Consider the following 26,007-nt stretch of genomic DNA (forward strand, 5'->3'; position numbering starts at 1 on the left):
ATACCCGTCAGAGGATGTGGCGGGCTCGCATCCCGTCGAACACCGGTGCCACCCGCACCACGTCACCGGTGGTGGGCGCATGCACCATCTGCCCGTTGCCCATGTAGATCGCCACGTGTCCCGGGCCCGCCGCGCCCCAGTTGCCGAACAGTAGATCGCCCGGCTGGGCGAGGGCCATCGGCACCTCGGTGCCCACGTTCCACTGTGTCTCCGACGTACGCGGCAGGGTGACCTTTCCGCCCGAGGCCTTGAACAGTGCGTAGGACGTCAGGCCCGAGCAGTCGAATCCGCCGCCGGACGGTCCGTTGATGTTTCCGCCGCCCCACACGTACGGCAGGCCCAGGTAATCCATCGCCAATTGCACTGCCCGCCCGCCCATTCCGGTGAGGTCGAGCCCGGCGAACGGAGTGAGGATGGCCGCGAACTGGGCCTCGGTGGCCCGGATGCGCGCTACGTAGGGCTTGGTCTGAGTCTCGTAATCAACTGACCCCGAGGGCATTCCGCCCGAGCGCAACACTGCACCCGCTCCGGCGTTGTATCCGGCGAGGGTCAGGTCCGTCGTGTCGCCCGAGACCTTGCCGTCGCGCTTCCAGCCGTCGACCTGTCCGTAGATGTCGCACAGCATCGTTCCCGACGCCATGACCGAGTCGCCGATGCTGTTGACGTCGACCACGCCGTTGCCGTCGTAATCCTTGCCGTAGGTTGCCCAGGTTCCCGGCATGAACTGGCCGGGTCCCTGTGCGCCGGTGCTCGATACCGGAGCTGTCGGACCGTATCGAAATCCGTTCTCTGCGGCATAGAGCGCGGCGATCGTTGTGGCCTTGACGCCGCCGCAGATGTTGCCCGCCTTCTGCAACCACGGAACGAACGCGGTGATCGCTCCCACCGCGCCCAAACCGATAGGACCGACATTGATGCCGGTGAACGTGATGGGTAGACCGGGAAAGAGTGCTCGCCGAATGGCTTCGGCCGACGCCATGAACGCCGTCTGGGTCGCGATGTCGGCGGCGGTGTACGTGCGGCCGGCGAATTGCAGAGCGCCGGTGGCGAGCCCGGCGACGGCGCTGGATGCCGCATTCGACGAGAAGACACTGTTCGACGAGAAGACACTGAAGGGAAGCGGGGCACCGGCAGTGATCGCAGCCTGTGTGACGGCTGCCCCTGCAGCTGGGGACACCGCCCCGGGCGCAGCAGTGTCGGCAGCGCCTGCAGCTGCGGCAGCGTCCGGCGTCTCGATCTCGGCAACCGTGGGCATGTCCGGAAGCATCGGTTCGACGGCGGTGTGCAGTCCCTCGGCGGCGTCGTTCAGGGTCCGGTCTGCGACGTCGGCGGCGGGTTCGGGCATGGTGCCCATCAGGTCTGCCCATTGATCGGACATCGTTTTGCCCTGGTCCTCGGCAGCGGCAGCGACCGCGGCTGCCTGATCCTTCACCGCCTGATTCTGCAGTGGAGCTGGGGCGTCCGTTCCGGCGACTGCGCCTGCGGCAGACACGATGACGGCAACGATGACTGCGAAGGGATCGCCTGCCATGCTTCGACTCCTGTTACTCGATCGTTCTTCCCCGAGCCAGGAGCTGTGATCAGACTCACCCGGGTGCTGCAACCATCATGCACGGTGCAGCCGATCGACTCATGAGTTTTGCGAAACTGTCAGAGCAGCGAAACTCAGAGCAGCGAGCCCCAGTAGTCCGAGAACCGGATTCCGATGAGCGCGACGACGATTGCGTACCACACGGCGAGCAGCGTCCACCGCCATTCGAGGAAAAGACGGCCGACTGTGCCCGGGCGTTCGTCCGGATTACTGGAGCCGGTGCTGATCAGTCGGCTCAGAGCCAGTACGAACAGTGGCATCGTCACCGCCCACACCACCATGCAGTACGGGCACAGGGCACCGATCTCGAAGAGGCTCTCGAAGATCAGCCAATGCACGAACACTTCGCCGAGCAGCAGACCGGCACTGAGTCCGAGCCAGAACCAGTGCGGGAGTTCGACGCGGCCGAGCCACAGGATACCGGCGACGAGAGCGACGGAGAACGCCACGATTCCGAGGATCGGATTGGGGAATCCGAACAGCGCAGCTTGCTTCGTGACCATCACCGACCCGCACGAGAGGACCGGATTCAGGCTGCACGACGGAACGTAGGACGCGTCTTCGAGGAGCTTGAATCGTTCGATCGTCAGGGTCAGTGCGGCGAGGAGCCCCAGTGCGCTGAAGAGTGTGAAGACTGCAGCGCCGGCGCGAGTTCTCATGGTCGGTTACCGGTTGCTGCTCAGTTTCCGGCTGCCGCGGCGGCAGCGAGGATGTTCTCGGGTGTCGGAGTGGCGACGTCGGTGCCGTTGACGCGGACGCTCGGCGTTCCATTGATGCCCTCGCCGATGACGGTCTGCGTCTGGGTGGTGACCCAGTCCGTGTAACTGCCGTCGGTGATGCACGACGCGGTGGTGGGGGAGTCGGCACCGGCTGCGGCGGCGATCTCGACGAGCTTGTCGTCGGGCAAACCGTTGCCGTTCTCAGCGGGCTGCTCGGCGAACATCGAGTTGTGCCAGTTCATCCAACTGTCCCGATCGTTCTCGGCGACGCAGATCGACGCGCTCGCAGCACGAGTGGAATACATCGTGCCGTTCGAGAAGCGATCGAGAATGGAGATGGGACGGTAATCGACGGCGACGTTGCCTGCGTCGGCCAGCTGCTGCAGAGTCGATCCGCTGACCGACTCGAATGCCTTGCAGGCCGGGCACTGGAAGTCCTCGACGACGCTGACGACAGTGGTGGCATCGGGGTTGCCGAAACGAATGGCACCGTTCGCGGTGAGTGACGTGGGAGTCAGCTGCGGGCCCGATGTGGAACTCGCGTCGGGAGATGCCTCACCCGACGTCGAATCCTTGTTGACGATGAACAGAGCAATGGCTGCAACGAGTGCGATGAGAACGACCGCGACGACAATCTGGATCAGCGTTCGACGATTCTTGTCGCCGTTCTGCATTGCCCGGATGTCCTTGGACGCTCTGCCGTCTCTCGATGCCTTGTTGCTGGTGTTCACGGCGACCAGTTTATGCAGGACAACCTGAGTGTCAGATGAGAGCTGTGTCGAACAAGTGCAGTATCAGATAAGAGCAGTATCAAATAAGAGCAGCGAGTCGTTCGATCGCGAATCGGTATCCGTCGATGCCGAGTCCGGCGATGACTCCGCTGGCGATCGGCGAGACGTAGGAGTGGTGCCGGAACTCCTCGCGGGCGTGCACGTTGGAGATGTGCACCTCGATGATCGGGACCTCGGGGATGACGAGTGCGTCACGCAGCGCCACCGACGTGTGGGTCAGTCCGCCGGGGTTGATGACGATGCCCGACGCCACCCCGCGTGCCTCGTGGATCCAGTCGATCAACTGTCCCTCGTGGTTGGACTGCTCTGCTTTAACGTCGAGTCCGTGTGTGGCGGCGGTCTTCTCGCACAGGGCGACGACGTCGGCGAGGGTGGCGCTGCCGTACACCTCGGGCTGGCGGGTGCCGAGCATGTTCAGGTTCGGACCGTTGAGCACCAGCACTTGCTTGGCCATGACGTCACTCGCTTTCCTGCTCTACGAACTACCGGGTCCGATCATTCCACAGCGTGGTTGACACAATCGTCCGGTGAGTACTGGCAAGACAGTCTGGGTGGTGTGGGGCGTCGGTGTCTTCGCGTATGTCATCGGGGTGCTGCATCGGACGGCCTTCGGGGTCGCAGGGCTGAGCGCTGCGGACCGGTTCTCGATCTCCCCGTCTCTGTTGTCCTCGTTCGTGGTGCTGCAGGTGGTCGTGTATGCGGCGATGCAGATTCCGGCCGGAGTGCTGCTGGATCGGATCGGTTCGCGCAAGATGATCGCTGCCGGTGCGCTGATCATGGCGTCGGCGCAGATCACGTTGGCGCTCACCGAATCGCTGCCGGTCGCGGTGGCGGCACGTGCATTCGTGGGCATCGGCGACGCGCTGACGTTCATCTCGGTCCTGCGTCTGGTGCCGCGTTGGTTCTCGCCGCGGCGGGTGCCGATCGTGTCCCAGTTGACCGGGCTGCTGGGTCAGCTCGGGCAGGTGCTCTCGGCCGTGCCGTTTCTGATTCTGTTGAACGGGCCGGGGTGGACGTTCGCTTTCGGTAGCGCGGCGGCACTGGGTTTGCTCGCACTCGTCCTCTCGCTCGCTCTGATTCGAGATCGTCCCGACGACAGCACTGTTCCGGAACCGGAGCCGACGTCGTTGCGGCAGACGCTGGACTCCATCGGCGAGGTGTGGCGACGACCGGGAACCCGGCTCGGATTCTTCTCGCACATGGGGACCCAGTTCTCGATCACCACGTTCGCCTTGTTGTGGGGTGTGCCGTACATGACCACCGCTCAGGGATTGTCGGCGTCGACGGCCGGAGCGCTGCTGACGTTGTCGGTGCTGTCGGCGGTGGCGTCGGGCATCGTGCTCGGTTTGCTCACCGGGCGCTACCCGATGCGTCGGTCCTGGCTGGTGCTGGCGATCATGGTCAGCAACGCCACGATGTGGGCCATCGTGCTGTCGCTGCCCGGACCTGCGCCGCTGTGGCTGCTCGTTCTGCTCGTCGTGGTGATTTCCGTGGGTGGGCCCGGGTCGGTGATCGGATTCGACCTCGCCCGCACGTTCAATCCGAGTGCCAATCTGGGGACGGCTCAGGGGATGGTCAACATCGGCGGCTTCCTGGCATCGCTGTTGGTCATCGCGGCGATCGGGTGGATTCTCGACGCCATGGGCGGTTACGACTTCGACAGTTTCCGGGTCGCGATGCTGGTGCAGTTTCCCGTGTGGATCATCGCGATCATCGGGGTGCTGGCGACACGGCGCAAGACGCGCAAGGTGCTCGCGGCCGACGGCATCCACCCGCACACGATGCGCGAGGTCCGAGACCGGATGCGCCGCAAATAAACCTTTGCTTAGTCGGCTTTCTACGAGCATGCTGGTGGTCCGAATATCGTTGTAGGACACAAGCAAACGTTACGTAAAGGTGAAACAAAGAGATGGTAAGCGAGCCTGAAGCGACCGCCGAGCGTGAAGCGAGTGCGGTGAGTGGCGAGTACTCGCACCGCGAGATCATGACGATTCTGTCGGGTCTGATGATGGGCATGTTCCTGGCGGCTCTCGACCAGACGATCGTGTCCACGTCGGTACGTACCATCGCCGACGACCTGAACGGGTTCTCCGTTCTCGCCTGGGTGACGACGGCATATCTGATCACGTCCACTGTCTCGACTCCGCTGTACGGCAAACTCTCCGATCTCTACGGGCGCAAGCCGTTCTTCATGACGGCCATCTCGATATTCGTCGTCGGGTCCATGCTGTGCGGCATCGCGACATCGATGTACGAGCTCGCAGCTTTCCGGGCCGTGCAGGGGTTGGGTGCAGGTGGCTTGATGTCGATGGCGTTGGCGATCATCGGCGACATCGTGCCCCCGCGTGAGCGCGCCAAGTATCAGGGTTACTTCCTGGCGGTGTTCGGTACGTCCAGTGTGCTCGGGCCGGTCATCGGCGGTCTGCTGGCCGGACAGTCGTCCATCCTCGGCATCACCGGCTGGCGCTGGGTCTTCTACATCAACGTTCCGCTGGGCATCATCGCGCTCGTCGTCGTCTGGCGGGTCCTGAACCTGCCGGTCTACCGCCGCGAGGCCCGCGTCGACTGGTGGGGCGCAGTGCTTCTCAGCGTCGGGCTCGTGCCGCTGCTGATCATCGCCGAGCAGGGCCGCGTCTGGGGATGGAGTTCGCCGCGGGCACTGCTGTGCTTCGGGATCGGCATCGTGGGCGTCATCGCGTTCGTTCTCGCCGAGATCAAGATGGGCGACGACGCCCTGATCCCTATGCGGTTCTTCCGAAACCCGTTGTTCTCGTTGTGTATTGCCGTCAGTGTCATCGCAGGCGCAGCCATGTTCGGCGGTATCTCGTTGCTGCCGCAGTACCTGCAGGTGGTCAAGGGTTCCTCGCCGACTCTCGCCGGTTATCAGACCTTGCCGCTCGTCGGCGCACTGATGATCGCGTCCATCGTGTCGGGTTCCATCATCTCGAAGACGGGGCGGTACAAGATCTTTCCGATCGTCGGCACTGCGCTGATGGCGATCGCCATGTTCACGTTCCACTACGTGCACGCCGACACTCCGTTGTGGCAGACGATGGTCGTGATGGGTGTGTTCGGTCTCGGTCTCGGTTCGATGATGCAGCCGCTCACGTTGGCCATCCAGAATGCGATGCCGCCCAAGGATATGGGTGTCTCCACCTCGGCGGCAACGTTCTTCCGTCAGATCGGTGCGACGGTCGGCGTGGCGGTGTTCCTGTCGATGCTGTTCACTCAGCTGACGCCCAAGACCGGCGATGCGTTGGTCGCCGCCGGTTCGACGCCCGCGTTCCAGCAGGCCGTGCAGAGCGCGGCCACCAGTGCCGATCCGTTGGAGTCCGGGTTCGCGAAGGCCATCGCCTCGGGTGATGCATCCGTTGCCGGTAGTGCCTTGCAGGACAGTTCGTTCATCCAGAAGCTCGATCCCGCGCTCGCCGAGCCGTTCCGCATCGGCTTCTCCGACGCGATGGACTACGTGTTCCTGGCCGTGTCGATCCTGATGCTCCTCGGATTCGTCCTGGTGCTCTTCCTCAAGGAGGTGCCGCTGCGCACGATGTCGGGTCTGGCGGCAGCTCAGCAGGAACGCGACGAAGAGCGAGCGAACGACGTGGGCACCGGTCTACATTGATGGCGTGAGTTCGGAGAACTGGGTTCGGCTCGGCTCGGTGGACACCTGGTACGCCGAGGTGGGCGACGGGGAACCGCTGGTCCTTCTCCATCCTGGGGGCGCTGATGCGCGAGCGCTGGATGTCACTGTCGCCGGGCTGTCCTCGGCGTTTCGGGTGCTCACCCCCGAACGTCGAGGGCATGGCCGCACCCCTGATGTTTCCGGGCCTGGTCTCTCCTCCGAGTTGACGTTCTCGGACATGGTCGACGACACCATTGCGTTCATCGAGCAGGTCGTCGGGCGACTTACGCGGTTGGCCGGGTGCAGCGACGGCGGTGTCGTAGCGCTACTGGTCGCACTGCTACGCCCGGATCTGGTGGATCGTCTCGCCTGCGTCGCGAGTGTCTTTCATCGCGACGGTTGGGGCGGCGGGCAGTCCGGACTCGGCGACGCCGACCGTAGCGATTTCGTACGCCGGCTCGACGATATGCACAGTGCAGATCCCGCACTGACTGCGAGCGATCTCGCCGCGTTGTCGGTGCGCACTCTGGTGATGATCGGTGACGACGACGAGGTGAGCATCGAGCATGCTGCCGAGTTCTACCGAGGTATGCCGGTCGCCGAGCTGGCAATAGTCCCGGGTACCTCGCATGGTGTGTTGGTCGAGAAGCCCGCGTTGTCCAATGCGATATTGCTGGACTTCTTCACCCGGGATGCAGTGCAGACGTTCGCGCCCATTCGCCGAGCCTGATCCGTGGTCACGGTGTGTGACGCAGGCCGTCGAACAGGGCCTTCAATCCGCGATCGAGCTCGCGGGCACCGTCGTATGCGGTGATGAGTGGTGGCAGTACGGACATGATCGGGAAGTCCTCGATCGGGAGTCTGCGCAACGCGAGGCTGAGTCTGTCGACGGTCTCGTCCGGGTTGTCCGTCGTCTCCTGCGTTTCACTGAGCACGTGACCGCGGAGCATCGACATCAGCAACCGGTAGGCCGAGAGCGCCTCGGGGACAGTAAATCCCGCGGTGGCAAACAGGCTCAATATGCCTTCGAGTGACATCAGGGACCTGGTGGTGCCCAGGCCCAGCGGAGTGGACCGGGGCCGAGTCGCCAGCAAAACGGCCGCGCGCGGGTGTGCCAAGGCGAGTTCGCGATAGTGCCGGCCGAAGATCGTCAGCTGACGTCGCCAATCGGTGTCCGATCCGTCCACCGACACGAGGTCTCCGAGAATCGAATCGGCAACGGCGTCGAGTAGTGCTTCCTTGGTGGCGACGTACCGGTACACGGTCATGGGGTCGCGATCGATCGAGACAGCCAGACTGCGGATGGTCAGGCTGTCGAGTCCGGTGTCGTCGATGATGGCGAGGGCGGCCGACACGACGAATTCGTGGTCGATTCTGTCCCTAGAGTTGTGGCTACTGCGATCCGAGGGGGTCATCACATTGCTCCGCCGATGTCGGTATTCGAGTAAGCGGCACGCCGATCGGCTTTCGGTCGACAAACAATCTTATTGTTCACCAACGCTTTTCGCTTGACCCCAGACCTTACACATGGTGTGCTGTAGTTCTACACCGTAGAGATACGGGGAAACTCGCTGTTGCGGAGTGGGCCACGAGCCTCCGCGCCCCCTCTACTCATGTCGCGCAGTTGAACAGCCAGCCGGCGACGCCACCGATCTACGGATTCCGCGAGACCTCGACGCCCCTGGTGAATTCCAGTGACCATCGTCGACCGTCGCGTGACATCTTAAATTCTGTCGAATCTCGTCGGGGGAATCGATATTCATAACGCGTTGTGCGGCAACAAGCCTCGCACGCATCTCCTCGAGCAGATCGGTACACACCATGTACTCTCCGCAACACCGTCCTGCGCCGTCCACATCCCGACGCAAGGGCTCGGCGTTGATTCCCCTCGTCGGTACCGTCGCACTGGCAACCAGCGCGCTCATGCTGGTCAACGCCTCTTCGGCCGACGCTCAATCACCTGCTGTCGTCGTCCCCACCGTCGGTCTCGGTGCCGCAGAGCCGTACGCAATTCTTGCCGGCTCCACCGTGACCGATGCGGGTGGATCTGTGATCAACGGCTCCGTGGGTGTGAGCCCTGGTGACGGGAACCCTTCGAGCGTCAGCGGCCTGCTGCAAGGCCAAATTACCAACGGCGTGATCGATGACAAGAACGAACGGGCCTTGAATGCGAAAGCTGCTCTGCAGGTTGCATATACCAACGCTGCCAACAGGTCTGGTCCCGAACTGGTCCCGGTCGAGCTGGGCGGTACCACTCGGTATGCCGGTTTGTACAAGGGCGACACGCTCGGACTGACTGGATCTCTGCCTTTGGTCCTCGATGCGCAAGGCAATTCCGCTGCGGTCTTCATCTTCCAAGCTGGATCCACTCTCATCACGGGGTCGAACAGCAGTGTGTCGCTGATCAACGGGGCCAGTCCGTGCAACGTGTTCTGGCAGGTGGGAAGCTCGGCCACTCTCGGTACCGGCACCGATTTCGTCGGCACGGTCATGGCGCAGGCCTCGATCACCGCGACGACGGATGCCGATGTGCGGGGACGACTCCTGGCTTTGACCGGCGCAGTCACCCTCGACTCGAACACGATCAGCAACGCAGAGTGTGGGATCACCGAACCGCCGGTCACGACCACGAACCCTCCGGTCACGACCACGACGCCTCCGGTCACGACGACCACACCGCCGGCGCCTACGACAACGACACCGGCACCTACGACAACGACGACCGCCCCGGGTGGCGGCGGCGGTACGCCGGGTGATGGTGGCGGTACGCCAGGCACGCCGGGTACACCGGGTGACGGCGGTGGTGGCGGTACGCCGCCGATCGTCATCGAAGTACCCCCGATTCCGGGTCTGCCGCCGATCCCCGGCATCACGCTTCCGCCGATTCCGGGTATCCCGAACGTGCCGGACAACCCGAACACGCCGGATCAGCCGAACACGCCGGATCAGCCGAACACTCCGGACCAGCCTCGGACTCCGGATCAGCCGAACACCCCGGACCAGCCTCGGACTCCGGACCAGCCGCGCACTCCCGATCAGCCGCGCACTCCCGATCAGCCGGGCGGCCCTGATCAGCCGGGTACATACAACCCCGGTGGCCAGATCACCCAGATTCCCAACGGTGGAGTCGAAACGGGCGATGGCAGCACCAGCGTGCGGCCGAGCGCGGCGTCGATGACGTCGATGTGGGCTGTGCTGTTGGTACTCGCTGCAGGCGGGGTCTCCGCCTTGGCGCTCAGCCGTCGTCGACGCTGAGTAACACGTGACCACTGAGATCGATACTGCTGCAGAAGTTTCCCGCACTGTAACCCGTCGCCGGGTTGCAGTGCGGGCTGCGGCAGCAGCCTGCCTGATGGTGGTGGCCCTCGTGTCGGGGTGTGCGACACCCGTCGATGAACCCGCTCCGACTCGAACGTCAGCGGCGACATCGGCTGACGTTGTTGCTCAACCCAATTCGATCCCTGCCCAGGGCGGTGGTTCGGCCGAGGATGTTGCGTCTCCGCCCGAACGTATCGAGATCGACGCGATCGGTGTCGATTCCGATGTGATGGACCTCGGGTTGAATCCCGATGGAGCAATGGAAGTCCCGCCGGGCGGTTTTCCCGCAGGCTGGTACACCGGATCGCCGGTCCCCGGTCAGCTGGGACCGTCCATCGTTGCCGGCCACGTGGATTGGGCCGGTAGTCCAGGTGTCTTCTACCGACTCCGCGAACTGGAGCAGGGAGACGATGTGTCCGTCACTGCCGAGGATGGAAGTACGGTCCGGTTCGTCGTCAGCGCTGTGGAGCAGTATCCGAAGGATGCTTTCCCCACCCAGAAGGTGTACGGCGATCTCGACCACCCAGGGTTGCGTCTGATCACATGCGGTGGCCAATTCGATTCGGATGTCGCCAGTTACGAGGACAACATCGTCGTCTACGCGGATCGGGTCTGACGCGCTACCTTCCTAGCCCGGCTCGAGTTCGAGGTCGATGAATCTACCTGCTGTTCCGCGCCTTGGGGTCTGCGGTAGACGGTCGGTAGGTGGCCGCAATCGGCGAGCTGCGTTGTTGCAGGCACGGTGACGGCAGTGGTGCCAGCATTGGAGACCCAGAATTCGACGCCATCAGCAAGGATGACCGGAGTCCACAGGCCCGCGGTCTTCAGGCTGTGGTGACAGCGGCACAGGCAGACCCTCATGCCAGCTCGAATCGCTCCAGCACCACCTGAGTGTCGTCGTTCACCGTGAAATTCGGATTGCCCAGCTCCTCGCGGACTTCGACGGACTGCCAGAATCGTTCGTGTCCGGCACGCCACAGCGCCACATCGGCGTATCCCTCACCCTCGTCGAGCGCATGCTGCAGCGGAACATCGCTCAGCGCAACGACATCGACGGCCGTGGTCTCGATGACCCCGACCGCGGCACCCGTCGAATTCACCACCGCACCGCGTTCACCGACCCTCGGCAGCTCCTCGTCGGTGTACTGAGCCAACAGGCTTGCCGTGCTGGTCTTCGCTCCGGACAGCACGGCCGCAACCAGCGTGTCCCGTAGTGGGCCCGGGTAGGCGAACTCGACAATCGGCAGATCGGCCACTCACGCATCATATTTCGAGGTCTACCCACACCAGTCTGTGGTCCGACGGATGCTCGGCCTGATCGGGCCAATACACCTGCGAGCCGCGCACGGTCAGATCGTCCGAGGGCAGTACGTAGTCCACGCGCAGGTCACCCGGCGTCGGATCAGCGAAATCAGCTGTGTCCGTGCCATGTCCATCGGACGTGGGTGCCGGATCTCGAACCCGCGGAAGATCCAGAAGCTGTGCGATGGCACCGGCCACGGAGTCGCCGTCGACCGGATCGCTGTTCTGGTCGCCCATCATCACGAACGAGGCTCCCTCGTCGAGTCCGCCTCGCACGCCGTTGTCGTCGTAGAGGTAGTCGGCACCGGAAATGTAATCGGCGCTCAACCGGATCTCGTCGTGATTGCGCTTACCGTTACGGTCCTCGGGTCCGTCGAAGGACGGGGGAGTGGGATGCGAAGCCAACACGTGCAGCGTCTTCCCGTTCACGTCGACGGGCACGTCCCAATGAGACTTGCTGGACAGTCGAAGCGCGTCTGCGTTCTCTCCGTAATAGTCGCGCGGTAACAGCGAGTTCGGCATGTCCTTCCACAGAAAGTTCTGGAACGTGCGTACCGAACCGGTGTCGATCGGGAACTTCGAGTACACCACCATGCCGTACTGGCCGGGGAACTGTCCGAATCCCCAGGCGTCACCGGGGCCACCGAGTGCGCCGTCCCCGTCCAGGTCGAGTCCCGAGTCGACGCCGGTGTTCACCGGAGCAGTGAAGAAGAACGGGTACTGCCCGTCGAGGTAGTTCTCGTTGAAGAGGGTGGGGCCATCGGACCCCGAATAGTCGAACTCGTTGATCAGCAACACATCCGGTGAGTTCGCGGAGATCACGTCGGCTACTGCGCGAGCCTGGGCGTTCTCCGCGCTCAGGTCGGTGACCAACTGTCCGGCCGCGGACCGATTGAGACTGGCGTTGAACGTCGCCACCCGGATGCTCGACGGTTCGTCGGGGGTCGGGTCTGCAGCAGACGGGTCCGTGGTGGAACAGCCGGCAGCCATGACGGCGAGGGTAACGGCGACGGCCACAAGTCTCGACGTTTTCACGTTTCCGACCGTAGAGACGGTAAGCGAACGTAAGGTTACGAATTAACAAGCAAGCGTGCTTGCTTTTTTCTCGTGCCTTTGTGAAGCTGGTTCCATGGCAGACCTCGACTTACTCGTCGGCGATCTCCGTGCCGAGGGTGACGACCTCGACGCGCTGGTGGCCGAGCTGGCACCCGAACACTGGGCGGCACCTACTCCGGCGGCGGGCTGGACGATCGCACATCAGATCGCGCACCTGTCGTGGACGGATCACGTCGCGGAGCGAACCACATCCGCAGCGTCCGGTGATACCGCGGCCGAGGAGGAGTTCGCTCGCACGCTGAAAAAGGCCTGGGAGAATCCCACCGGGTTCGTCGACGCCGCCGCCGAGGAGGAAGCGGGCAATCCGGAACTGTTGAGCGCCTGGCGAACCCGCCGCCACGCCATGACGGACGCGCTGAAGCAGGTCCCGTCGGGCGTCAAGATCCAGTGGTTCGGGCCGCCCATGAGTGCCGCGTCCATGGCCACCGCCCGTCTCATGGAGACGTGGGCCCACGGACAGGATGTCGCCGACGCGCTGGGCGTGACCCGCGTGCCGACCGACCGAATCCGCGGAGTCGCACACATCGGCGTGAGGACACGGGATTTCGCTTACGCCGTCAACGAGCAGACTCCGCCGGCGGAACCGTTCGGAGTCGAACTCACCGCACCCTCGGGCGAAGTGTGGACGTGGGGTCCCGACGACGCAGAACAGCGTGTCACCGGATCTGCACTCGACTTCTGCCTTCTCGTCACTCAGCGCGCACACCGCGACGACCTGGATGTTCGAGCCGACGGGGCCGACGCCGCACACTGGCTCACCATCGCCCAAGCCTTCGCAGGCCCTCCCGGACAGGGACGAGACAAGGCAGGACGCGAGAAAGCATGACCGTACGTATAGGCAACTGCTCCGGTTTCTACGGAGATCGACTGTCCGCGATGCGGGAGATGCTCGAGGGAGGAAACCTCGATTACCTCACCGGTGACTACCTCGCCGAGCTGACCATGCTCATCCTGGGACGCGACCGAATGAAGGACGCGACCCGTGGCTACGCCAAAACCTTTCTGCGGCAGGCCGAGGACTGTCTCGGACTGGCACTCGACAAGGGCGTGAAGATCGTCGCCAATGCCGGCGGACTGAATCCGCGCGGACTGGTCGAGGCGTTGGAGAAGCTGGATTCCGGCGCGAAGATCGGCTACGTGGACGGCGACGACCTCCTTGGCAGGGCAGGCGAACTCGGCCTCGGCAGCCCGCTGACGGCAAACGCCTACCTCGGTGCGTGGGGAATCGTGGAATGCCTGAACTCCGGTGCCGACGTCGTGGTGACCGGTCGCGTCACCGACGCCAGTGTCATCGTCGGCCCCGCCGCCGCTCACTTCGGCTGGTCGACAACCGATTACGACGCACTGGCCGGCGCGGTCATCGCGGGCCACGTCATCGAGTGCGGTACTCAAGCGACCGGCGGTAACTACTCGTTCTTCACCGAGATCGCCGACATGTCCCGTCCCGGGTTCCCCATCGCCGAGATCGAAGCCGACGGATCCTCCGTCATCACCAAGCACGAGGGCACCGGCGGTGCCGTCAGCGTCGGTACCGTCACCGCGCAACTGCTGTACGAGATCACCGGTGGCCGATACGCGAACCCCGACGTCACCGCGCGCATCGACACGGCGGTCCTGGCGCAGGAGTCCAGCAACCGAGTATCGATCAGCGGGGTCACCGGAGAAGCGCCGCCGCCCACCTACAAGGTCTCGCTCAACGCACTCGGCGGCTTCCGCAACGAATTCACGATGGTGTTGACCGGCCTGGACATCGAGGCCAAAGCCGAACTGGCGCAACGGCAGTTCGAGTCGTGGTTGCCCGCCCGACCGACCGAGTTGGACTGGACTCTGGTGCGTACCGACAAGCCCGACGCCGAGACCGAGGAAACCGCAAGCGCGTTGCTGCGCTGCGTCGCCCGCGACAGTAACCCCGACGCGGTGGGACGCCAGTTCTCGGCTGTGGCGGTCGAACTCGCGCTCGCCAGCTACCCGGGCTTCTCGGTCACCGCACCGCCCGGAAACGGAGCCCCGTACGGGGTGTTCACCGCAGGTTTCGTCGACGCACACGACGTACCGCATACGGCCCACCTGGCCGACGGCACCGAACGCAGCATTGCACCCTCGGCGCAGACGCGAGTCCTGGAATCGCTGGTCGAACCGAAGCTGCCGGCACCGCGAGCCGCCGAGGACACCATCCGACTACCACTGGGCACCATCGCCGCCGCCCGCAGCGGAGACAAGGGTGGGAGCGCCAACGTCGGGGTCTGGGTGCGCACCGATGACGAATTCGCTTGGCTGGTGCACGCATTGACGGTCGAGACCCTGAAGAAGATGTTGCCCGAGGCCGAAAAACTCACTGTCACTCGGCATGTACTTCCCAACCTGCGGGCGGTGAACTTCGTCATCGACGGCATTCTCGGCCAGGGCGTTGCATCGCAGGCCAGATTCGATCCACAGGCCAAGGGGCTCGGTGAGTGGCTGCGGTCGCGGCACATCGACATTCCCGAAACACTCGTGTTCACAGGAGTGGAGCCTGCGGAACGACCCGACAAGAAAGCAGCACTCGTATGAACATTTGGACGACGCCGGAGCGTCAGCAGCTTCGCAAGACCGTTCGCAGTTTCGTGGAGCAGGACATCGCGCCGCATATGAACCAGTGGGAGACCGAGGGCGAGATTCCGCGCGAGCTGCACAAGAAAGCGGCCGCTCTCGGTTTGCTCGGCGCAGGGTTTCCCGAGGACGTCGGCGGCGACGGCGGTGATCTCGCGGACGCGGTGCTGATCTGCGAGGAGATGCACCAGGCCGGCGCGTCGGGCGGACTGTTCGCTTCTCTGTTCACCTGTGGAATTGCGTTGCCGCACTTGGTTGCCGCGAGAGATCCTGGGCAGATCGACAAGTGGGTGCGGCCGACGCTGGCGGGGGAGAAGATCGGCTCGCTCGCGATCACCGAGCCGGGCGGCGGCTCCGACGTGGGTCATCTGCGGACCAAGGCGGTCAGAGACGCCGACCATTACGTCGTCAACGGGTCGAAGACCTACATCACCTCGGGGTGCCGTGCGGACTTCGTCGTCACCGCGGTCCGGACGGGAGGCGAGGGGGCAGCCGGAGTGTCGCTCCTCGTCGTCGAGAGGGGCACACCGGGATTCGAGGTCACCAGCAAGCTCGACAAGATGGGGTGGCGCGCCTCCGATACCGCCGAACTCTCCTTCGTCGACGCCCGGGTTCCGGTGGCCAACCTGGTCGGTGCCGAGAACAGCGGCTTCATCCAGATCGCGCAGGCATTTCTCACCGAGCGTATCGCTCTCGCCGCTCAGGCCTACGCCAGCGCGCAGCGGTGCCTCGATCTGACGCTGCAGTGGGTTCGAGACCGGGAGACCTTCGGAAAGCCGCTCATCGCACGGCAATCCGTACAGAACACCGTCACCGAGATGGCGCGCAAGATCGACATCGCCCGCGTGTACACCCGCTCCCTCGTCGAGCGGTCCATGCAGGAGGACGGTGACTTCATCGCCGAGGTCTGCTTCGCCAAGAACACCGCCGTCGAATCCGGGGAGTGGGTGGCCAATCAAGCCGTCCAACTCTTCGGCGGACTCGGGTACATGCGCGAGAGCGAGGTCGAACGGCAATACCGCGACATGCGCATCCTCGGTATCGGCGGCGGAACCACCGAAATTCTCACCGGCCTCGCCGCAAAACGATTGGGATACCAGGCATGAGCGTGCTGAAGTCCACTCTCGACACCGCATCGGAGCAGTACACCGGTGCCACCGAGGCCATGCACACCAAACTGGCCGAGATCGACGCCGAACACGACAAGGCGCTGCTCGGTGGCGGTCAGAAGTACGTCGATCGACACAAGAAGCGTGGCAAGCTGCTCGCCCGTGAGCGCATCGAATTGTTGATCGACGAGGATTCCGCGTTTCTCGAACTGTGCCCACTTGCGGCGTGGGGCAGCGACTTTCCCGTCGGTGCCAGCACCGTCATGGGAATCGGTGTCGTGTGCGGGGTCGAATGTCTCATCGTGGCCAACGATCCCACGGTCCGTGGCGGGTCCAGCAACCCGTGGACCCTGAAGAAGGGGTTCCGCGGCAACGACATCGCCACCCAGAACCGACTGCCGGTGATCTCTCTCGTCGAGTCGGGCGGTGCCGACCTGCCCACGCAGAAAGAGGTGTTCATCCCCGGCGGACGCATGTTCCGCGATCTGACGCAGCTCTCGGCGGCCGGTATTCCGACCATCGCCCTGGTGTTCGGCAACTCGACTGCGGGCGGTGCCTACGTTCCCGGCATGTCCGATCACGTCGTCATGATCAAGGAACGATCCAAGGTGTTCTTGGCCGGACCGCCCCTGGTGAAGATGGCCACCGGTGAGGATTCGGACGACGAGTCGCTCGGCGGAGCCGAGATGCACGCCCGGAAGTCGGGTCTCGCAGACTACTTCGCCGTCGACGAGCAGGACGCCATCCGTATCGGACGCAGCATCGTCTCCCGGTTGAATTGGAAGAAGAAGGGGCCCGAGCCACGGGCCGAGGTCATCGAGCCACTCGCCGATCCCGAGGATCTGCTCGGCATCGTCCCCACCGACCTGAAGATCCCGTTCGATCCCCGTGAGGTCATCGCCCGCATCGTCGACGGTTCCGACTTCGACGAGTTCAAGCCCATGTACGGCGGCTCGCTCGTCACCGGTTGGGCAGAGTTGCACGGCTACCCGATCGGCATCCTGGCCAACGCACGCGGCGTGCTGTTCAGCGAGGAATCGCAGAAGGCGACGCAGTTCATCCAGCTCGCCAACCGGTCGAACACGCCACTGCTGTTCCTGCACAACACCACCGGCTACATGGTGGGCAAGGAGTACGAGGAAGGCGGCATGATCAAGCACGGATCGATGATGATCAACGCCGTCTCCAACTCGAAGGTGCCGCACATCTCGATCCTGCTCGGGGCGTCCTACGGAGCCGGCCATTACGGCATGTGCGGCCGTGCTTTCGATCCTCGCTTCCTCTTCGCCTGGCCGTCCAGCAAATCCGCCGTCATGGGTGGCGCACAGCTGGCCGGCGTCATCTCCATCGTCGGACGCGCCGCCGCAGAAGCTCGTGGTCAAGCGTTCGACGCGGAGGCAGATGCCGGATTGCGCGCGATGATCGAGAATCAGATCGAAGCCGAATCGTTGCCGATGTTCCTGTCCGGGCGCCTCTACGACGACGGCGTCATCGATCCCCGTGACACCCGCACGGTAGTGGGAATGTGCCTGTCGGCCATCGCCTCTGCCCCGATCGAAGGCACCGCGAACTTCGGTGTCTTCCGGATGTGATGCCCGCATGCTGAACAAAGTCCTCGTGGCCAACCGCGGCGAAATCGCCCGACGCGTCTTCACCACCTGCCGCGCGGAGGGCATCGATACCGTCGCGGTCTTCTCCGACGCCGACGTGGCATCTCCCCATGTGCGGGAGGCTGACTCCGCTGTGCGCCTGCCTGGGCAGAGCCCGTCCGAGACCTACTTGCGCGGAGAATTGATCATCGCCGCCGCGGTGCAGGCCGGAGCCGACGCGGTCCATCCGGGATACGGATTCCTCTCCGAGAACGCCGAATTCGCCCGGCAGGTACTCGACGCCGGGTTGACCTGGATCGGACCGCCCGTCAAGGCCATCGAATCGATGGGCTCGAAGGTCGAGTCCAAGAAGATGATGGCCGACGCCGGAGTGCCGGTGCTGACTCGGCTCGATCCCGAGTCGGTCACCGAGAACGAGCTACCGGTACTGATCAAGGCCTCCGCGGGCGGCGGCGGTAGGGGGATGCGCATCGTCCGCAGTCTCGATGCACTGCAGTCGGAGCTCGAGGCAGCCGGACGAGAAGCCCTGTCGGCCTTCGGCGATGGAACGGTGTTCATCGAGCGGTACATCGAAACCGGGCGGCACATCGAAGTTCAGGTCATGGCCGATCGATTCGGCACGGTGTGGACGGTGGGCGAGCGTGAATGCTCGATCCAACGCAGGCACCAGAAGGTCGTCGAGGAAGCTCCGTCGCCGCTCGTCGAACGCATCGACGGCATGCGCGAGAAGCTGTTCGAGGCAGCCACACTGGCATCCGAGGCCATCGGCTACGAGGGTGCAGGCACCGTCGAATTCCTCGCCGACGAAAAGGGAAACTTCTTCTTCCTCGAGATGAACACCCGCTTGCAGGTGGAGCATCCGGTCACCGAATGCACGACGGGTCTGGATCTCGTTGCCCTGCAGATCCAGGTTGCGGCGGGGGAGCGGCTACCGGCCGAACAGCCCACGACACGGGGACACTCGATCGAGGTTCGGCTGTACGCCGAGGATCCGGCTCAGGACTGGCAGCCGCAGAGCGGTGCCGTGCACCGATTCGACATCCCCGGTGCGCAGTTCGAGGTGTCGGACAAAGCGGGATACATCAGAGTCGATTCCGGCGTCGAGACGGGCAGCGTGGTGGGAACGCAGTACGACCCCATGCTCGCCAAGGTGATCTCCTTCGCCCCGACGCGGGACCGAGCGGCGACTCTGTTGGCGAAAGCACTGCAGAACGCCACCATTCACGGTCTGAAGACCAATCGCGATCTGCTGGTCAACATTCTGCGCCATCCGGCGTTCCTGGCGGGCGACACCGATACCGCCTTCTTCGACACGCACGGCCTCGATGTCCTGGCTCAGCCGATCGCGCACGGCCGGGCCGAGGAATTGTCGGCGCTCGCGGCTGCCTTGGCCGACGCGGCGAGCAACGTCTCGCGAGCTCGGGTGAACCGGGGTCTACCCGGCGGCTGGCGCAATCTCCGGTCGCAACCGCAGCGCAAGACGTACAACGACATCACCGTCGAATACTCGATCGAACGCAGCGGACTCACCTCCTCGGTGGAGGGTGTCGAACTGGTGGAGCACACACCGACCTCGGTGACGCTCGACGACAACGGGATTCGTCGTATCTTCGCAGTGAGCACCTACGGGTCCGACGTGTTCGTGGATTCTTCCCTGGGCCCCGTTCGATTGGCTCGGGCACCGAGGTTCACCGACCCCACCGACGAGGTGGCGGCCGGATCACTGCTTGCGCCGATGCCGGGCAGCGTCATCAGAATTGCTGCTGCGCAGGGAGATACCGTCACCGCGGGCCAGCCCATTCTGTGGCTGGAGGCGATGAAGATGGAGCACACCGTGACTGCACCCGCCGATGGTGTGCTCACCGAACTGAACGTGCAGCAGGGTCAGCAAGTCGAGGTAGGACAGGTCTTGGCAGTAGTCACCGACACGCCAGTAGTCACCGAGCAGGGAGTGGAGCAACCATGAGTTTCATCGAAACCGAAGAGCAGAAGGGTCTGCGCAACGCAGTCTCGTCACTGGGCAAGCGGTACAACTACATCGACTACGTGCTGCCCAAGGCTCGCAGGGGCGAGCCACTGACCGAACTGTGGAACGAGGCGGGCAAGCTCGGCTTCCTCGGCGTCAATCTGCCCGAGGAATACGGCGGCGGCGGCGCAGGCATCTACGAGCTTGCGCTCGTCCAGGAGGAGTTGGCCGCGCACGGTGCCGGTCTACTGCTCGTCGTCGTCAGCCCGGCCATCTGCGGCACAATCATCGGCAAGTACGGCACGGCAGACCAGAAGCAGGAGTGGCTCACCGCCCTCGCCGACGGTTCCAAGATCATGGTCTTCGGCATCACCGAGCCCGACGCCGGATCGAACTCGCACCAGATCACCACCACCGCGCGTCGCGACGGTGACGAATGGATCTTGAAGGGCAACAAGATCTATATCTCGGGCGTGGATCAGGCCGACGCCGTGTTGATCGTTGCGCGGACCGAGGATTCCAAGACCGGCAAACTCAAGCCGGCGCTGTTCATCGTGCCCACCGACGCTCCCGGACTGCAGAAGACGCAGATGGAGATGGACATCGTCGAGCCCGATCATCAGTTCGTGCTGTTCCTCGACGACGTCCGGTTGCCCGCCGAGGCGCTCGTCGGTGAGGCCGACGCTGCCCTGATGCAGCTGTTCGCCGGCTTGAACCCCGAGCGCATTCTCGGTGCCGCGATGGCTGTCGGTATGGGTCGCTACGCTCTGGACGCGGCGGTCAAATACGCCAACGAGCGGACGGTCTGGAAGACGCCGATCGGCGCTCACCAGGGCTTGGCGCACCCGTTGGCGCAGTGCAAGATCGAGCTGGAGTTGGCGAAATTGATGATGCAGAAGGCCGCGGTGCTCTACGACTCCGGCGACGATTTCGGAGCGGCAGAAGCCGCGAACATGGCCAAATATGCTGCGGCCGAGGCCAGTATCAAGGCACTCGATCAGGCGATCCAAACCCACGGCGGTGCCGGATTGAGCAGTGAATACGGATTGGCTGCGATGCTCGGAGCGGCCCGCATCGCCCGCGTCGCTCCGGTGAGCCGGGAGATGATCCTGAACTTCGTGAGCCAGCACTCGCTCGGCCTGCCGAGAAGCTACTGATGGCCGTTCTCGTCGAGTCGGGCAAAGACACAGCGTATTTGACGTTGGATTCGCCGCAGAACCGAAACGCGCTGTCGTCGGTGTTGGTCGAGGAGCTGACAGCGGGCCTCATCGCTGCGGCGCACGACGACGACATCAGAACGATCGTGCTCGGTCACACCGGCACGACGTTCTGCGCCGGTGCCGACCTCAGAGAGGCCGGGGCGTCGCCGGAGCTTCGGACTCGGCAGATGCTGGATCTGATGCGGCTGATCATCGACACCCCGAAACCCGTCGTCGTACAGATCGATGGTCATGTGCGGGCAGGCGGGATGGGGCTCGTGGCGGCGTGCGACGTCGCCATTGCCGGACCGGAAAGCTCGTTCGCGCTGACCGAGGTTCGCCTCGGACTGGCGGCGTCGGTCATCTCCGTCGCCGTGTTGCCGCGACTGTCGTCCCGGGCGGCGAGTCGATATTTCCTCACCGGCGAGACGTTCGACGGTGCCACCGCCCAGGAGATCGGTCTCGTCACCGTGGCCGACGCCGTTCCCGCGGCCGCGGTGGCCGACTACATGATCATGTTCAGGAAGTGCTCGCCGCAGGGCTTGGCCGAGTCCAAACAGCTCACCACCGCCGCGATCCGACGCGAGATCGACGAGCGCGGAACGGCCGTCGCCGAGCAATCGGCCAGGTTGTTTGCATCGGAGGAAGCCCGAGAGGGGATGATGTCCTTTCTGGAGAAGAGGCCGCCGTCCTGGGCTGCCGAAAAGTAGGTCGAGAAGGAGCAGGGAGATGGTGATGGCGCGCGAACCCAAGCAGGATCGCAGCAGGGTGACGCGTCAGCGACTGCTCGAGGCGACGATCGACTCGCTCGCCGAGCAGGGCTGGAGCGCAACGACGGTCGGGGTCGTCGCCGAGCGCGCCGGCGTCTCTCGCGGTGCCACCCAACACCATTTCCCGACGCGTGAGGACCTCATCACCGGGGCACTCGAGTACATGTTCGACACCCGGATGGACCACGCGCGCCGCGAGGCGCAGGAGATTCCGCCCGGCCCCGGCCGAACGAAACTGGTGGTGGAGAGGCTCGTCGAGTACTACACGGGTCCGATGTTCAAGGCGGCGCTGCAGGTCTGGACAGCCGCGTCGGCCGACCCGGAGCTGCGCGACCGGATCGTTCCACTCGAAGAGCGATTCGGTCGTCGAGCGCACTCGATGGCCGTCGAGAACCTCGGAGTCGACGACAACGATCCCGTCACCCACCGTCTCGTTCAGGCGACGCTCGACCTGGCGCGTGGGCTCGGTCTCGCAGACGTCCTGACCGATGACGCGCGTCGCCGCGTCGAAATCGTGCGAGCCTGGGCCGATGTGCTCGACGCCTCGCTGAACGCGCGGCTGTCCGCCGTAGGAGCGGTAGCGCACTAGACGCGCACGATCTGCAGTTCCGATCCACCTGTGCTTGAGTCTGCTCGTGACTTCCGATTCCGCACGCGTCCACCGTGGCCACATCTTTCACATCGCGGGCTCGCCCACAGTGCTGGACGCCGCCGCGTCGTTGGTCTCGATTCCCGACGGTGCCCTCGTGGTCTCAGGCGAGGGCAGGATCGAGTTCTGCGGCGAGTTCGATTCTCTGCCAACGCAATACACCCATGTGGATGTGTCGGATCACCGGCCCGGCTTTCTGCTGCCGGGATTCGTCGACACGCACATTCATTTCCCACAGACCTACGCCGGTGACTCCTACGGCGGCGGGCAATTGCTCGAATGGCTGAACACGTGCATCTTTCCGTCCGAAGCACGATTCGCCGATCCGGAATTCGCGGCGGCGGCCGCGCGCGACTTCTGCGCAGCACGCATTCGCGCTGGGACGACGCAGGCCATGGTGTTCGGGTCGGCATTCCCGCACGCACAGGATTCTTTGTTCTCCGAGACGCTCGAGCACGGACTGCGCATCGTCAGTGGCCGCGGGATCCAGACCACCGGCCCCGCGTCGGCGCACGCGCTGATCACCGGTGAGGACGAGGCGATCCGCCTGGTGTCCGAGGAGATAGAGAAGTGGCACGCCGCCGACACCGGCGATGTCGACACCGCGATGCTGCACGTCGCCGTCGTACCGCGTTTTTCTCTGTCGGTGACCACGGAGACGCTGAGGAACCTCGGCGAGCTCTACGACTCGGTGCGGGCACGTGGCGTCTACTTTCACACGCACCTCAACGAGAACAACCGACCGGGCACCGGCGAGATCGACGCCACCAAGGGTGCGTACCAGGTCGAGAGTTACCTGGACACCTACGACGGCAAGTTCCTGCCGGGCTCGCAGCTAGGTGGCAAGAGCCTGCTGGGTCGACGGTCGATTCTGGCGCACGCGGTGCACTGCGAAGACGCGGAACTGACGAGGTTGGCCGAGACGGGTACGTCCATCGCGCACTGTCCCACCTCGCAGCAGTTCCTGGGCTCGGGCACGATGCCGTGGAAGAGAACCGTCGCCGCCGGGGTGAACATCGCCATCGGGTCCGACTTCGGAGGCGGTGACGAGTGGCTGCTCCCGCAGGTACTGGCCGACGCGTTCAAGGTGCACATCTCCGAACCGGGAGACGCAGGCCTGTCGCTGCATCCGGCCGAACTGTTGTTCACCGGGACGCTCGCCGGGGCACGTGCACTCGACATGGAGGAGCGCATCGGCAACTTCGACGTGGGGAAAGAGGCGGACTTCGTCGTGGTCGATCCCGACGCGTGGCCGCAGCTGGCCGCGGCCGTCGACCACGGCGTGCGGGCCGAGGACCCCGAGCTGGCCCGCGACCAGAACCTGTTCGCCCTGCTGATGGCCATGCGAGAGCCGGCCATCGTGGGTGTGTACGTCCAAGGGCGCGCTGTGCACGGCACATGACCGCTGCCCTGTTCGGTTGGTAGGTTCGGTGCGACGCGAACTGCAGCATCGGACCAGCACGCGAAGGACGGCATGAAGCGAGTGGCACTGGTGATCACCGCGGTCGCCGCGCTGATCGCAGGTTGCGGTGGCTCGGATACCGACGCCGCCGATACCGCGCCCGAGCCGTCGACGAGCAAGGCCGCGTACGAGCCCGGCCCGTTCTTCGGCGAATGCGGATCGATCAGCGACGCCGAGGTGCAGGCCGCGTTCGGTGCCGGACCGTTTGCCCAAGTCACCCGCAACTCCGTCGGCTGCCAGTGGGAAACCGTGGCCATCAGCGGACCGAGTGTCAGCTTCTCCTGGTACCGCGGTAGCCCGATCGGCCGCGAACGCGCCGGTTCCGAACTGATCGGCCGTCCGGCCAAGGACATCGCCATCGACGGCAACCCCGGGTTCGAAGCCGAGCAGGGCCCGTTGTGCGAGATCGGTGTGCAATTCGGCGACGACTTCTTCCATTGGTCGGTCACCTACTCCGAACAGATCCCAGCGCGCCCGCCGTGCGACGTCGGCAACGAGCTGGCGAAGCTGACCGTGGAGCGCAAACAATGAGATCGCGAGCAAGTACTTCGAGACGGGTTTTCGCCGCAGCCGCGACTCTGCTGCTCGCGGCCGGTTGCTCTCAGTCGGTCGAGGGCACGCCGCGGCCGGCGAGCTTCGCCGGATCGGGCAACCAAGAATTCACCAAGTTGTTGACCGAGTGCGATGCCGTCTCCGACGACCAGATTGCCGATGCCACCGGAGCCGACGACATCGCTCGTGGCTTCTTCGGAGCGATCTGCCGATGGGATCTGATCGGTTCCGCGGGCATCGTGAAGGTGACGTTCAACTGGTTCGAGTCCGGCACCCTGGCCGCCGAGCGGGCGGCCGACGAGAAGATGACGTACACCGTCAGCGACACAACAGTGCAGGGCCGCAAGGCAATACAGGCTCAACGCCCGAACGACCCGGACTCGTGCGGAGTGTCGGCCGGAGCGGACCAGGCGGGCATCTTCGGGTGGTGGGTGCAGTACCGTCCAGGCGTCGCACACCCCGATCCCTGCCAGGGGGCAGCGAAGCTGGCAGACCTCACACTCAACCTGAGCAGATAGGTTGCGTATCAGAGCGAAGGGTGTTTTGACCCGAGGCCGCGCCGCCGGGTATCGTTATGGGTCGTGTCCGGCCTGGCCGGACCGTTTGTGTGCCTATGCGAGGTACAGCCGTGCGCACGTTCGTCTCGAGAGCGCGCAACCGGCTGGACGTGTGGGGGTATGCGACACACCCGACCGCGGGGTGCAAGAGACCCGCGGAGACGTCATGGGTGAGGAGCAGTGTTCTCTTGCTCCAACTGCTAGATCCCTGTTTATCGACACGAAGAAAGCCGGTTTATGCCAACGATCAACCAGCTGGTCCGTAAGGGTCGCACCGACAAGGTCGCGAAACTGAAGACCGCTGCCCTCAAGGGCAGTCCCCAGCGCCGTGGTGTGTGCACTCGCGTGTACACCACCACCCCCAAGAAGCCGAACTCCGCTCTCCGTAAGGTCGCGCGCGTTCGCCTGACCACCTCGGTAGAGGTCACCGCGTACATCCCCGGTGAGGGCCACAACCTGCAGGAGCACTCGATGGTGCTCGTTCGCGGCGGTCGTGTGAAGGACCTCCCGGGTGTGCGTTACAAGATCATCCGCGGCTCGCTCGACACCCAGGGTGTCAAGAACCGCAAGCAGGCTCGCAGCCGCTACGGAGCCAAGAAGGAGAAGAGCTGATATGCCACGCAAGGGCCCAGCACCCAAGCGGCCGCTGATCAACGACCCGGTCTACGGATCGCCGTTGGTCACGCAGCTCGTCAACAAGATCCTTCTCGACGGCAAGAAGTCGACCGCAGAGCGCATCGTCTACCAGGCGCTCGAGCAGGCTCGCGAGAAGACCGGCACCGACCCCGTCGTCACGCTCAAGCGTGCACTCGACAACGTCAAGCCGGCCCTTGAGGTTCGCAGCCGACGCGTCGGCGGTGCCACCTACCAGGTGCCCGTCGAGGTTCGTCCCGGCCGCTCCACCACGCTGGCACTGCGCTGGCTGGTCACGTTCTCGCGCGCTCGTCGCGAGAAGACCATGGTCGAGCGTCTGGCGAACGAGTTGCTCGACGCCAGCAACGGCCTCGGTGCCGCTGTGAAGCGCCGCGAAGACACTCACAAGATGGCCGAAGCCAACAAGGCGTTCGCCCACTACCGCTGGTGAT

25 protein-coding genes are annotated in these 26,007 nt (G+C 64.3%); 18 read left to right on the forward strand and 7 right to left on the reverse strand.

Features of this window, described 5'->3' with window-relative positions; genetic code table 11:
* Positions 1-7 precede the first annotated feature (7 nt).
* The 4 genes from JLZ96_RS20815 to aroQ form a co-directional block, all read right to left on the reverse strand.
* On the reverse strand, positions 8-1,531 hold the full coding sequence (locus JLZ96_RS20815) for an NlpC/P60 family protein (protein WP_094692752.1): 1,524 nt from the start codon (positions 1,529-1,531) through the stop codon (positions 8-10).
* A 134-nt stretch (positions 1,532-1,665) separates the two neighbouring features.
* Entirely contained in the window at positions 1,666-2,250 is a 585-nt protein-coding gene (locus tag JLZ96_RS20820; protein WP_201011149.1) for a vitamin K epoxide reductase family protein, read from the reverse strand.
* Positions 2,251-2,270: 20 nt separating this feature from the next.
* Positions 2,271-3,041 (reverse strand): thioredoxin domain-containing protein, encoded by a 771-nt coding sequence (locus JLZ96_RS20825; RefSeq protein WP_032390677.1) that lies wholly within the window; start codon positions 3,039-3,041, stop codon positions 2,271-2,273.
* Between the two features lie 79 nt (positions 3,042-3,120).
* Positions 3,121-3,555: a type II 3-dehydroquinate dehydratase gene (gene aroQ / locus JLZ96_RS20830; protein ID WP_045840697.1), complete on the reverse strand. Its 435-nt coding sequence runs from the start codon at positions 3,553-3,555 to the stop codon at positions 3,121-3,123.
* Positions 3,556-3,628: 73 nt separating this feature from the next.
* Here aroQ and JLZ96_RS20835 point away from each other — a divergent pair, with 73 nt between their 5' ends.
* From JLZ96_RS20835 to JLZ96_RS20845, 3 genes are all read left to right on the forward strand, one after another.
* Positions 3,629-4,918, forward strand: coding sequence for a nitrate/nitrite transporter (locus JLZ96_RS20835; RefSeq protein WP_201011150.1), 1,290 nt, complete (start codon positions 3,629-3,631; stop codon positions 4,916-4,918).
* A 92-nt stretch (positions 4,919-5,010) separates the two neighbouring features.
* Positions 5,011-6,723: an MDR family MFS transporter gene (locus JLZ96_RS20840; RefSeq protein ID WP_052068758.1), complete on the forward strand. Its 1,713-nt coding sequence runs from the start codon at positions 5,011-5,013 to the stop codon at positions 6,721-6,723.
* Positions 6,724-6,727: 4 nt separating this feature from the next.
* Positions 6,728-7,453 (forward strand): alpha/beta fold hydrolase, encoded by a 726-nt coding sequence (locus JLZ96_RS20845; protein ID WP_201011151.1) that lies wholly within the window; start codon positions 6,728-6,730, stop codon positions 7,451-7,453.
* 7 nt (positions 7,454-7,460) lie between these two features.
* Here the strand turns inward: JLZ96_RS20845 and JLZ96_RS20850 are convergent, their stop codons facing one another.
* Entirely contained in the window at positions 7,461-8,138 is a 678-nt protein-coding gene (locus JLZ96_RS20850; RefSeq protein ID WP_032365304.1) for a TetR/AcrR family transcriptional regulator C-terminal domain-containing protein, read from the reverse strand.
* A 406-nt stretch (positions 8,139-8,544) separates the two neighbouring features.
* Here JLZ96_RS20850 and JLZ96_RS25140 point away from each other — a divergent pair, with 406 nt between their 5' ends.
* Both JLZ96_RS25140 and JLZ96_RS20860 read left to right on the forward strand, forming a co-directional pair.
* On the forward strand, positions 8,545-9,978 hold the full coding sequence (locus JLZ96_RS25140; protein WP_201011152.1) for an ice-binding family protein: 1,434 nt from the start codon (positions 8,545-8,547) through the stop codon (positions 9,976-9,978).
* A gap of 7 nt (positions 9,979-9,985) precedes the next feature.
* Complete coding sequence (locus tag JLZ96_RS20860) at positions 9,986-10,657, forward strand: class F sortase (RefSeq protein ID WP_236254192.1); 672 nt, start codon at positions 9,986-9,988, stop codon at positions 10,655-10,657.
* A gap of 241 nt (positions 10,658-10,898) precedes the next feature.
* Here the strand turns inward: JLZ96_RS20860 and JLZ96_RS20865 are convergent, their stop codons facing one another.
* Both JLZ96_RS20865 and JLZ96_RS20870 read right to left on the reverse strand, forming a co-directional pair.
* Positions 10,899-11,297, reverse strand: a complete 399-nt coding sequence (locus tag JLZ96_RS20865; RefSeq protein ID WP_201011153.1) for an ASCH domain-containing protein — start codon at positions 11,295-11,297, stop codon at positions 10,899-10,901.
* Positions 11,298-11,304: 7 nt separating this feature from the next.
* Entirely contained in the window at positions 11,305-12,378 is a 1,074-nt protein-coding gene (locus tag JLZ96_RS20870; protein WP_201011154.1) for an endonuclease/exonuclease/phosphatase family protein, read from the reverse strand.
* Between the two features lie 94 nt (positions 12,379-12,472).
* On the opposite strand from JLZ96_RS20870, the gene JLZ96_RS20875 reads away from it, so the two are divergent.
* The 13 genes from JLZ96_RS20875 to rpsG all read left to right on the forward strand — a co-directional run bounded on the left by JLZ96_RS20875 (position 12,473) and on the right by rpsG (position 26,006).
* On the forward strand, positions 12,473-13,285 hold the full coding sequence (locus JLZ96_RS20875; protein ID WP_201011155.1) for a TIGR03084 family metal-binding protein: 813 nt from the start codon (positions 12,473-12,475) through the stop codon (positions 13,283-13,285).
* Positions 13,282-15,009, forward strand: a complete 1,728-nt coding sequence (locus JLZ96_RS20880) for an acyclic terpene utilization AtuA family protein (RefSeq protein WP_201011156.1) — start codon at positions 13,282-13,284, stop codon at positions 15,007-15,009. The genes JLZ96_RS20875 and JLZ96_RS20880 overlap by 4 nt, the downstream gene beginning before the upstream one ends.
* Positions 15,006-16,154 (forward strand): acyl-CoA dehydrogenase family protein, encoded by a 1,149-nt coding sequence (locus tag JLZ96_RS20885; RefSeq protein WP_201011157.1) that lies wholly within the window; start codon positions 15,006-15,008, stop codon positions 16,152-16,154. Before JLZ96_RS20880 ends, JLZ96_RS20885 begins: the two co-directional genes overlap by 4 nt.
* A complete protein-coding gene (locus JLZ96_RS20890; RefSeq protein WP_094715043.1) occupies positions 16,151-17,749 on the forward strand; it encodes an acyl-CoA carboxylase subunit beta in 1,599 nt (532 codons plus the stop codon). The genes JLZ96_RS20885 and JLZ96_RS20890 overlap by 4 nt, the downstream gene beginning before the upstream one ends.
* A 7-nt stretch (positions 17,750-17,756) precedes the next feature.
* Positions 17,757-19,733: a biotin carboxylase N-terminal domain-containing protein gene (locus JLZ96_RS20895; RefSeq protein ID WP_201011158.1), complete on the forward strand. Its 1,977-nt coding sequence runs from the start codon at positions 17,757-17,759 to the stop codon at positions 19,731-19,733.
* Positions 19,730-20,890 carry an acyl-CoA dehydrogenase family protein gene (locus JLZ96_RS20900; protein ID WP_201011159.1) on the forward strand — a complete coding sequence of 387 codons (1,161 nt, stop codon included), beginning with the start codon at positions 19,730-19,732 and terminating at the stop codon, positions 20,888-20,890. The genes JLZ96_RS20895 and JLZ96_RS20900 overlap by 4 nt, the downstream gene beginning before the upstream one ends.
* Positions 20,890-21,642: an enoyl-CoA hydratase family protein gene (locus tag JLZ96_RS20905; RefSeq protein ID WP_032375412.1), complete on the forward strand. Its 753-nt coding sequence runs from the start codon at positions 20,890-20,892 to the stop codon at positions 21,640-21,642. Before JLZ96_RS20900 ends, JLZ96_RS20905 begins: the two co-directional genes overlap by 1 nt.
* A gap of 25 nt (positions 21,643-21,667) precedes the next feature.
* Positions 21,668-22,291, forward strand: a complete 624-nt coding sequence (locus tag JLZ96_RS20910) for a TetR/AcrR family transcriptional regulator (protein ID WP_032375521.1) — start codon at positions 21,668-21,670, stop codon at positions 22,289-22,291.
* Between the two features lie 46 nt (positions 22,292-22,337).
* Positions 22,338-23,753: a guanine deaminase gene (locus JLZ96_RS20915; RefSeq protein WP_201011160.1), complete on the forward strand. Its 1,416-nt coding sequence runs from the start codon at positions 22,338-22,340 to the stop codon at positions 23,751-23,753.
* A 72-nt stretch (positions 23,754-23,825) separates the two neighbouring features.
* On the forward strand, positions 23,826-24,344 hold the full coding sequence (locus JLZ96_RS20920) for a DUF3558 domain-containing protein (protein ID WP_094652102.1): 519 nt from the start codon (positions 23,826-23,828) through the stop codon (positions 24,342-24,344).
* Entirely contained in the window at positions 24,341-24,883 is a 543-nt protein-coding gene (locus JLZ96_RS20925) for a DUF3558 domain-containing protein (RefSeq protein WP_201011161.1), read from the forward strand. Before JLZ96_RS20920 ends, JLZ96_RS20925 begins: the two co-directional genes overlap by 4 nt.
* A gap of 276 nt (positions 24,884-25,159) precedes the next feature.
* On the forward strand, positions 25,160-25,534 hold the full coding sequence (rpsL, locus tag JLZ96_RS20930) for a 30S ribosomal protein S12 (protein WP_027498160.1): 375 nt from the start codon (positions 25,160-25,162) through the stop codon (positions 25,532-25,534).
* Position 25,535: 1 nt separating this feature from the next.
* A complete protein-coding gene (rpsG, locus tag JLZ96_RS20935) occupies positions 25,536-26,006 on the forward strand; it encodes a 30S ribosomal protein S7 (protein ID WP_003941856.1) in 471 nt (156 codons plus the stop codon).
* Position 26,007 lies beyond the last annotated feature (1 nt).

This window comes from Rhodococcus sp. NKCM2511, assembly GCF_014905595.1.
GTDB classification, from domain to species: Bacteria; Actinomycetota; Actinomycetes; order Mycobacteriales; family Mycobacteriaceae; genus Rhodococcoides; species Rhodococcoides fascians.

Excerpts from the sequence above, each read along its gene's own strand:
- JLZ96_RS20890 (WP_094715043.1), top strand. The coding sequence starts at position 16,151 with ATGAGCGTGCTGAAGTCCACTCTCGACACCGCATCGGAGCAGTACACC.
- aroQ (WP_045840697.1), bottom strand. The coding sequence starts at position 3,555 with ATGGCCAAGCAAGTGCTGGTGCTCAACGGTCCGAACCTGAACATGCTC.
- rpsG (WP_003941856.1), top strand. The coding sequence starts at position 25,536 with ATGCCACGCAAGGGCCCAGCACCCAAGCGGCCGCTGATCAACGACCCG.
- JLZ96_RS20925 (WP_201011161.1), top strand. The coding sequence starts at position 24,341 with ATGAGATCGCGAGCAAGTACTTCGAGACGGGTTTTCGCCGCAGCCGCG.
- rpsL (WP_027498160.1), top strand. The coding sequence starts at position 25,160 with ATGCCAACGATCAACCAGCTGGTCCGTAAGGGTCGCACCGACAAGGTC.
- JLZ96_RS20880 (WP_201011156.1), top strand. The coding sequence starts at position 13,282 with ATGACCGTACGTATAGGCAACTGCTCCGGTTTCTACGGAGATCGACTG.
- JLZ96_RS20910 (WP_032375521.1), top strand. The coding sequence starts at position 21,668 with ATGGCGCGCGAACCCAAGCAGGATCGCAGCAGGGTGACGCGTCAGCGA.
- JLZ96_RS20875 (WP_201011155.1), top strand. The coding sequence starts at position 12,473 with ATGGCAGACCTCGACTTACTCGTCGGCGATCTCCGTGCCGAGGGTGAC.
- JLZ96_RS20840 (WP_052068758.1), top strand. The coding sequence starts at position 5,011 with ATGGTAAGCGAGCCTGAAGCGACCGCCGAGCGTGAAGCGAGTGCGGTG.
- JLZ96_RS20895 (WP_201011158.1), top strand. The coding sequence starts at position 17,757 with ATGCTGAACAAAGTCCTCGTGGCCAACCGCGGCGAAATCGCCCGACGC.
- JLZ96_RS20815 (WP_094692752.1), bottom strand. The coding sequence starts at position 1,531 with ATGGCAGGCGATCCCTTCGCAGTCATCGTTGCCGTCATCGTGTCTGCC.
- JLZ96_RS20905 (WP_032375412.1), top strand. The coding sequence starts at position 20,890 with ATGGCCGTTCTCGTCGAGTCGGGCAAAGACACAGCGTATTTGACGTTG.
- JLZ96_RS20850 (WP_032365304.1), bottom strand. The coding sequence starts at position 8,138 with ATGACCCCCTCGGATCGCAGTAGCCACAACTCTAGGGACAGAATCGAC.
- JLZ96_RS20820 (WP_201011149.1), bottom strand. The coding sequence starts at position 2,250 with ATGAGAACTCGCGCCGGCGCTGCAGTCTTCACACTCTTCAGCGCACTG.
- JLZ96_RS25140 (WP_201011152.1), top strand. The coding sequence starts at position 8,545 with ATGTACTCTCCGCAACACCGTCCTGCGCCGTCCACATCCCGACGCAAG.
- JLZ96_RS20885 (WP_201011157.1), top strand. The coding sequence starts at position 15,006 with ATGAACATTTGGACGACGCCGGAGCGTCAGCAGCTTCGCAAGACCGTT.
- JLZ96_RS20920 (WP_094652102.1), top strand. The coding sequence starts at position 23,826 with ATGAAGCGAGTGGCACTGGTGATCACCGCGGTCGCCGCGCTGATCGCA.
- JLZ96_RS20900 (WP_201011159.1), top strand. The coding sequence starts at position 19,730 with ATGAGTTTCATCGAAACCGAAGAGCAGAAGGGTCTGCGCAACGCAGTC.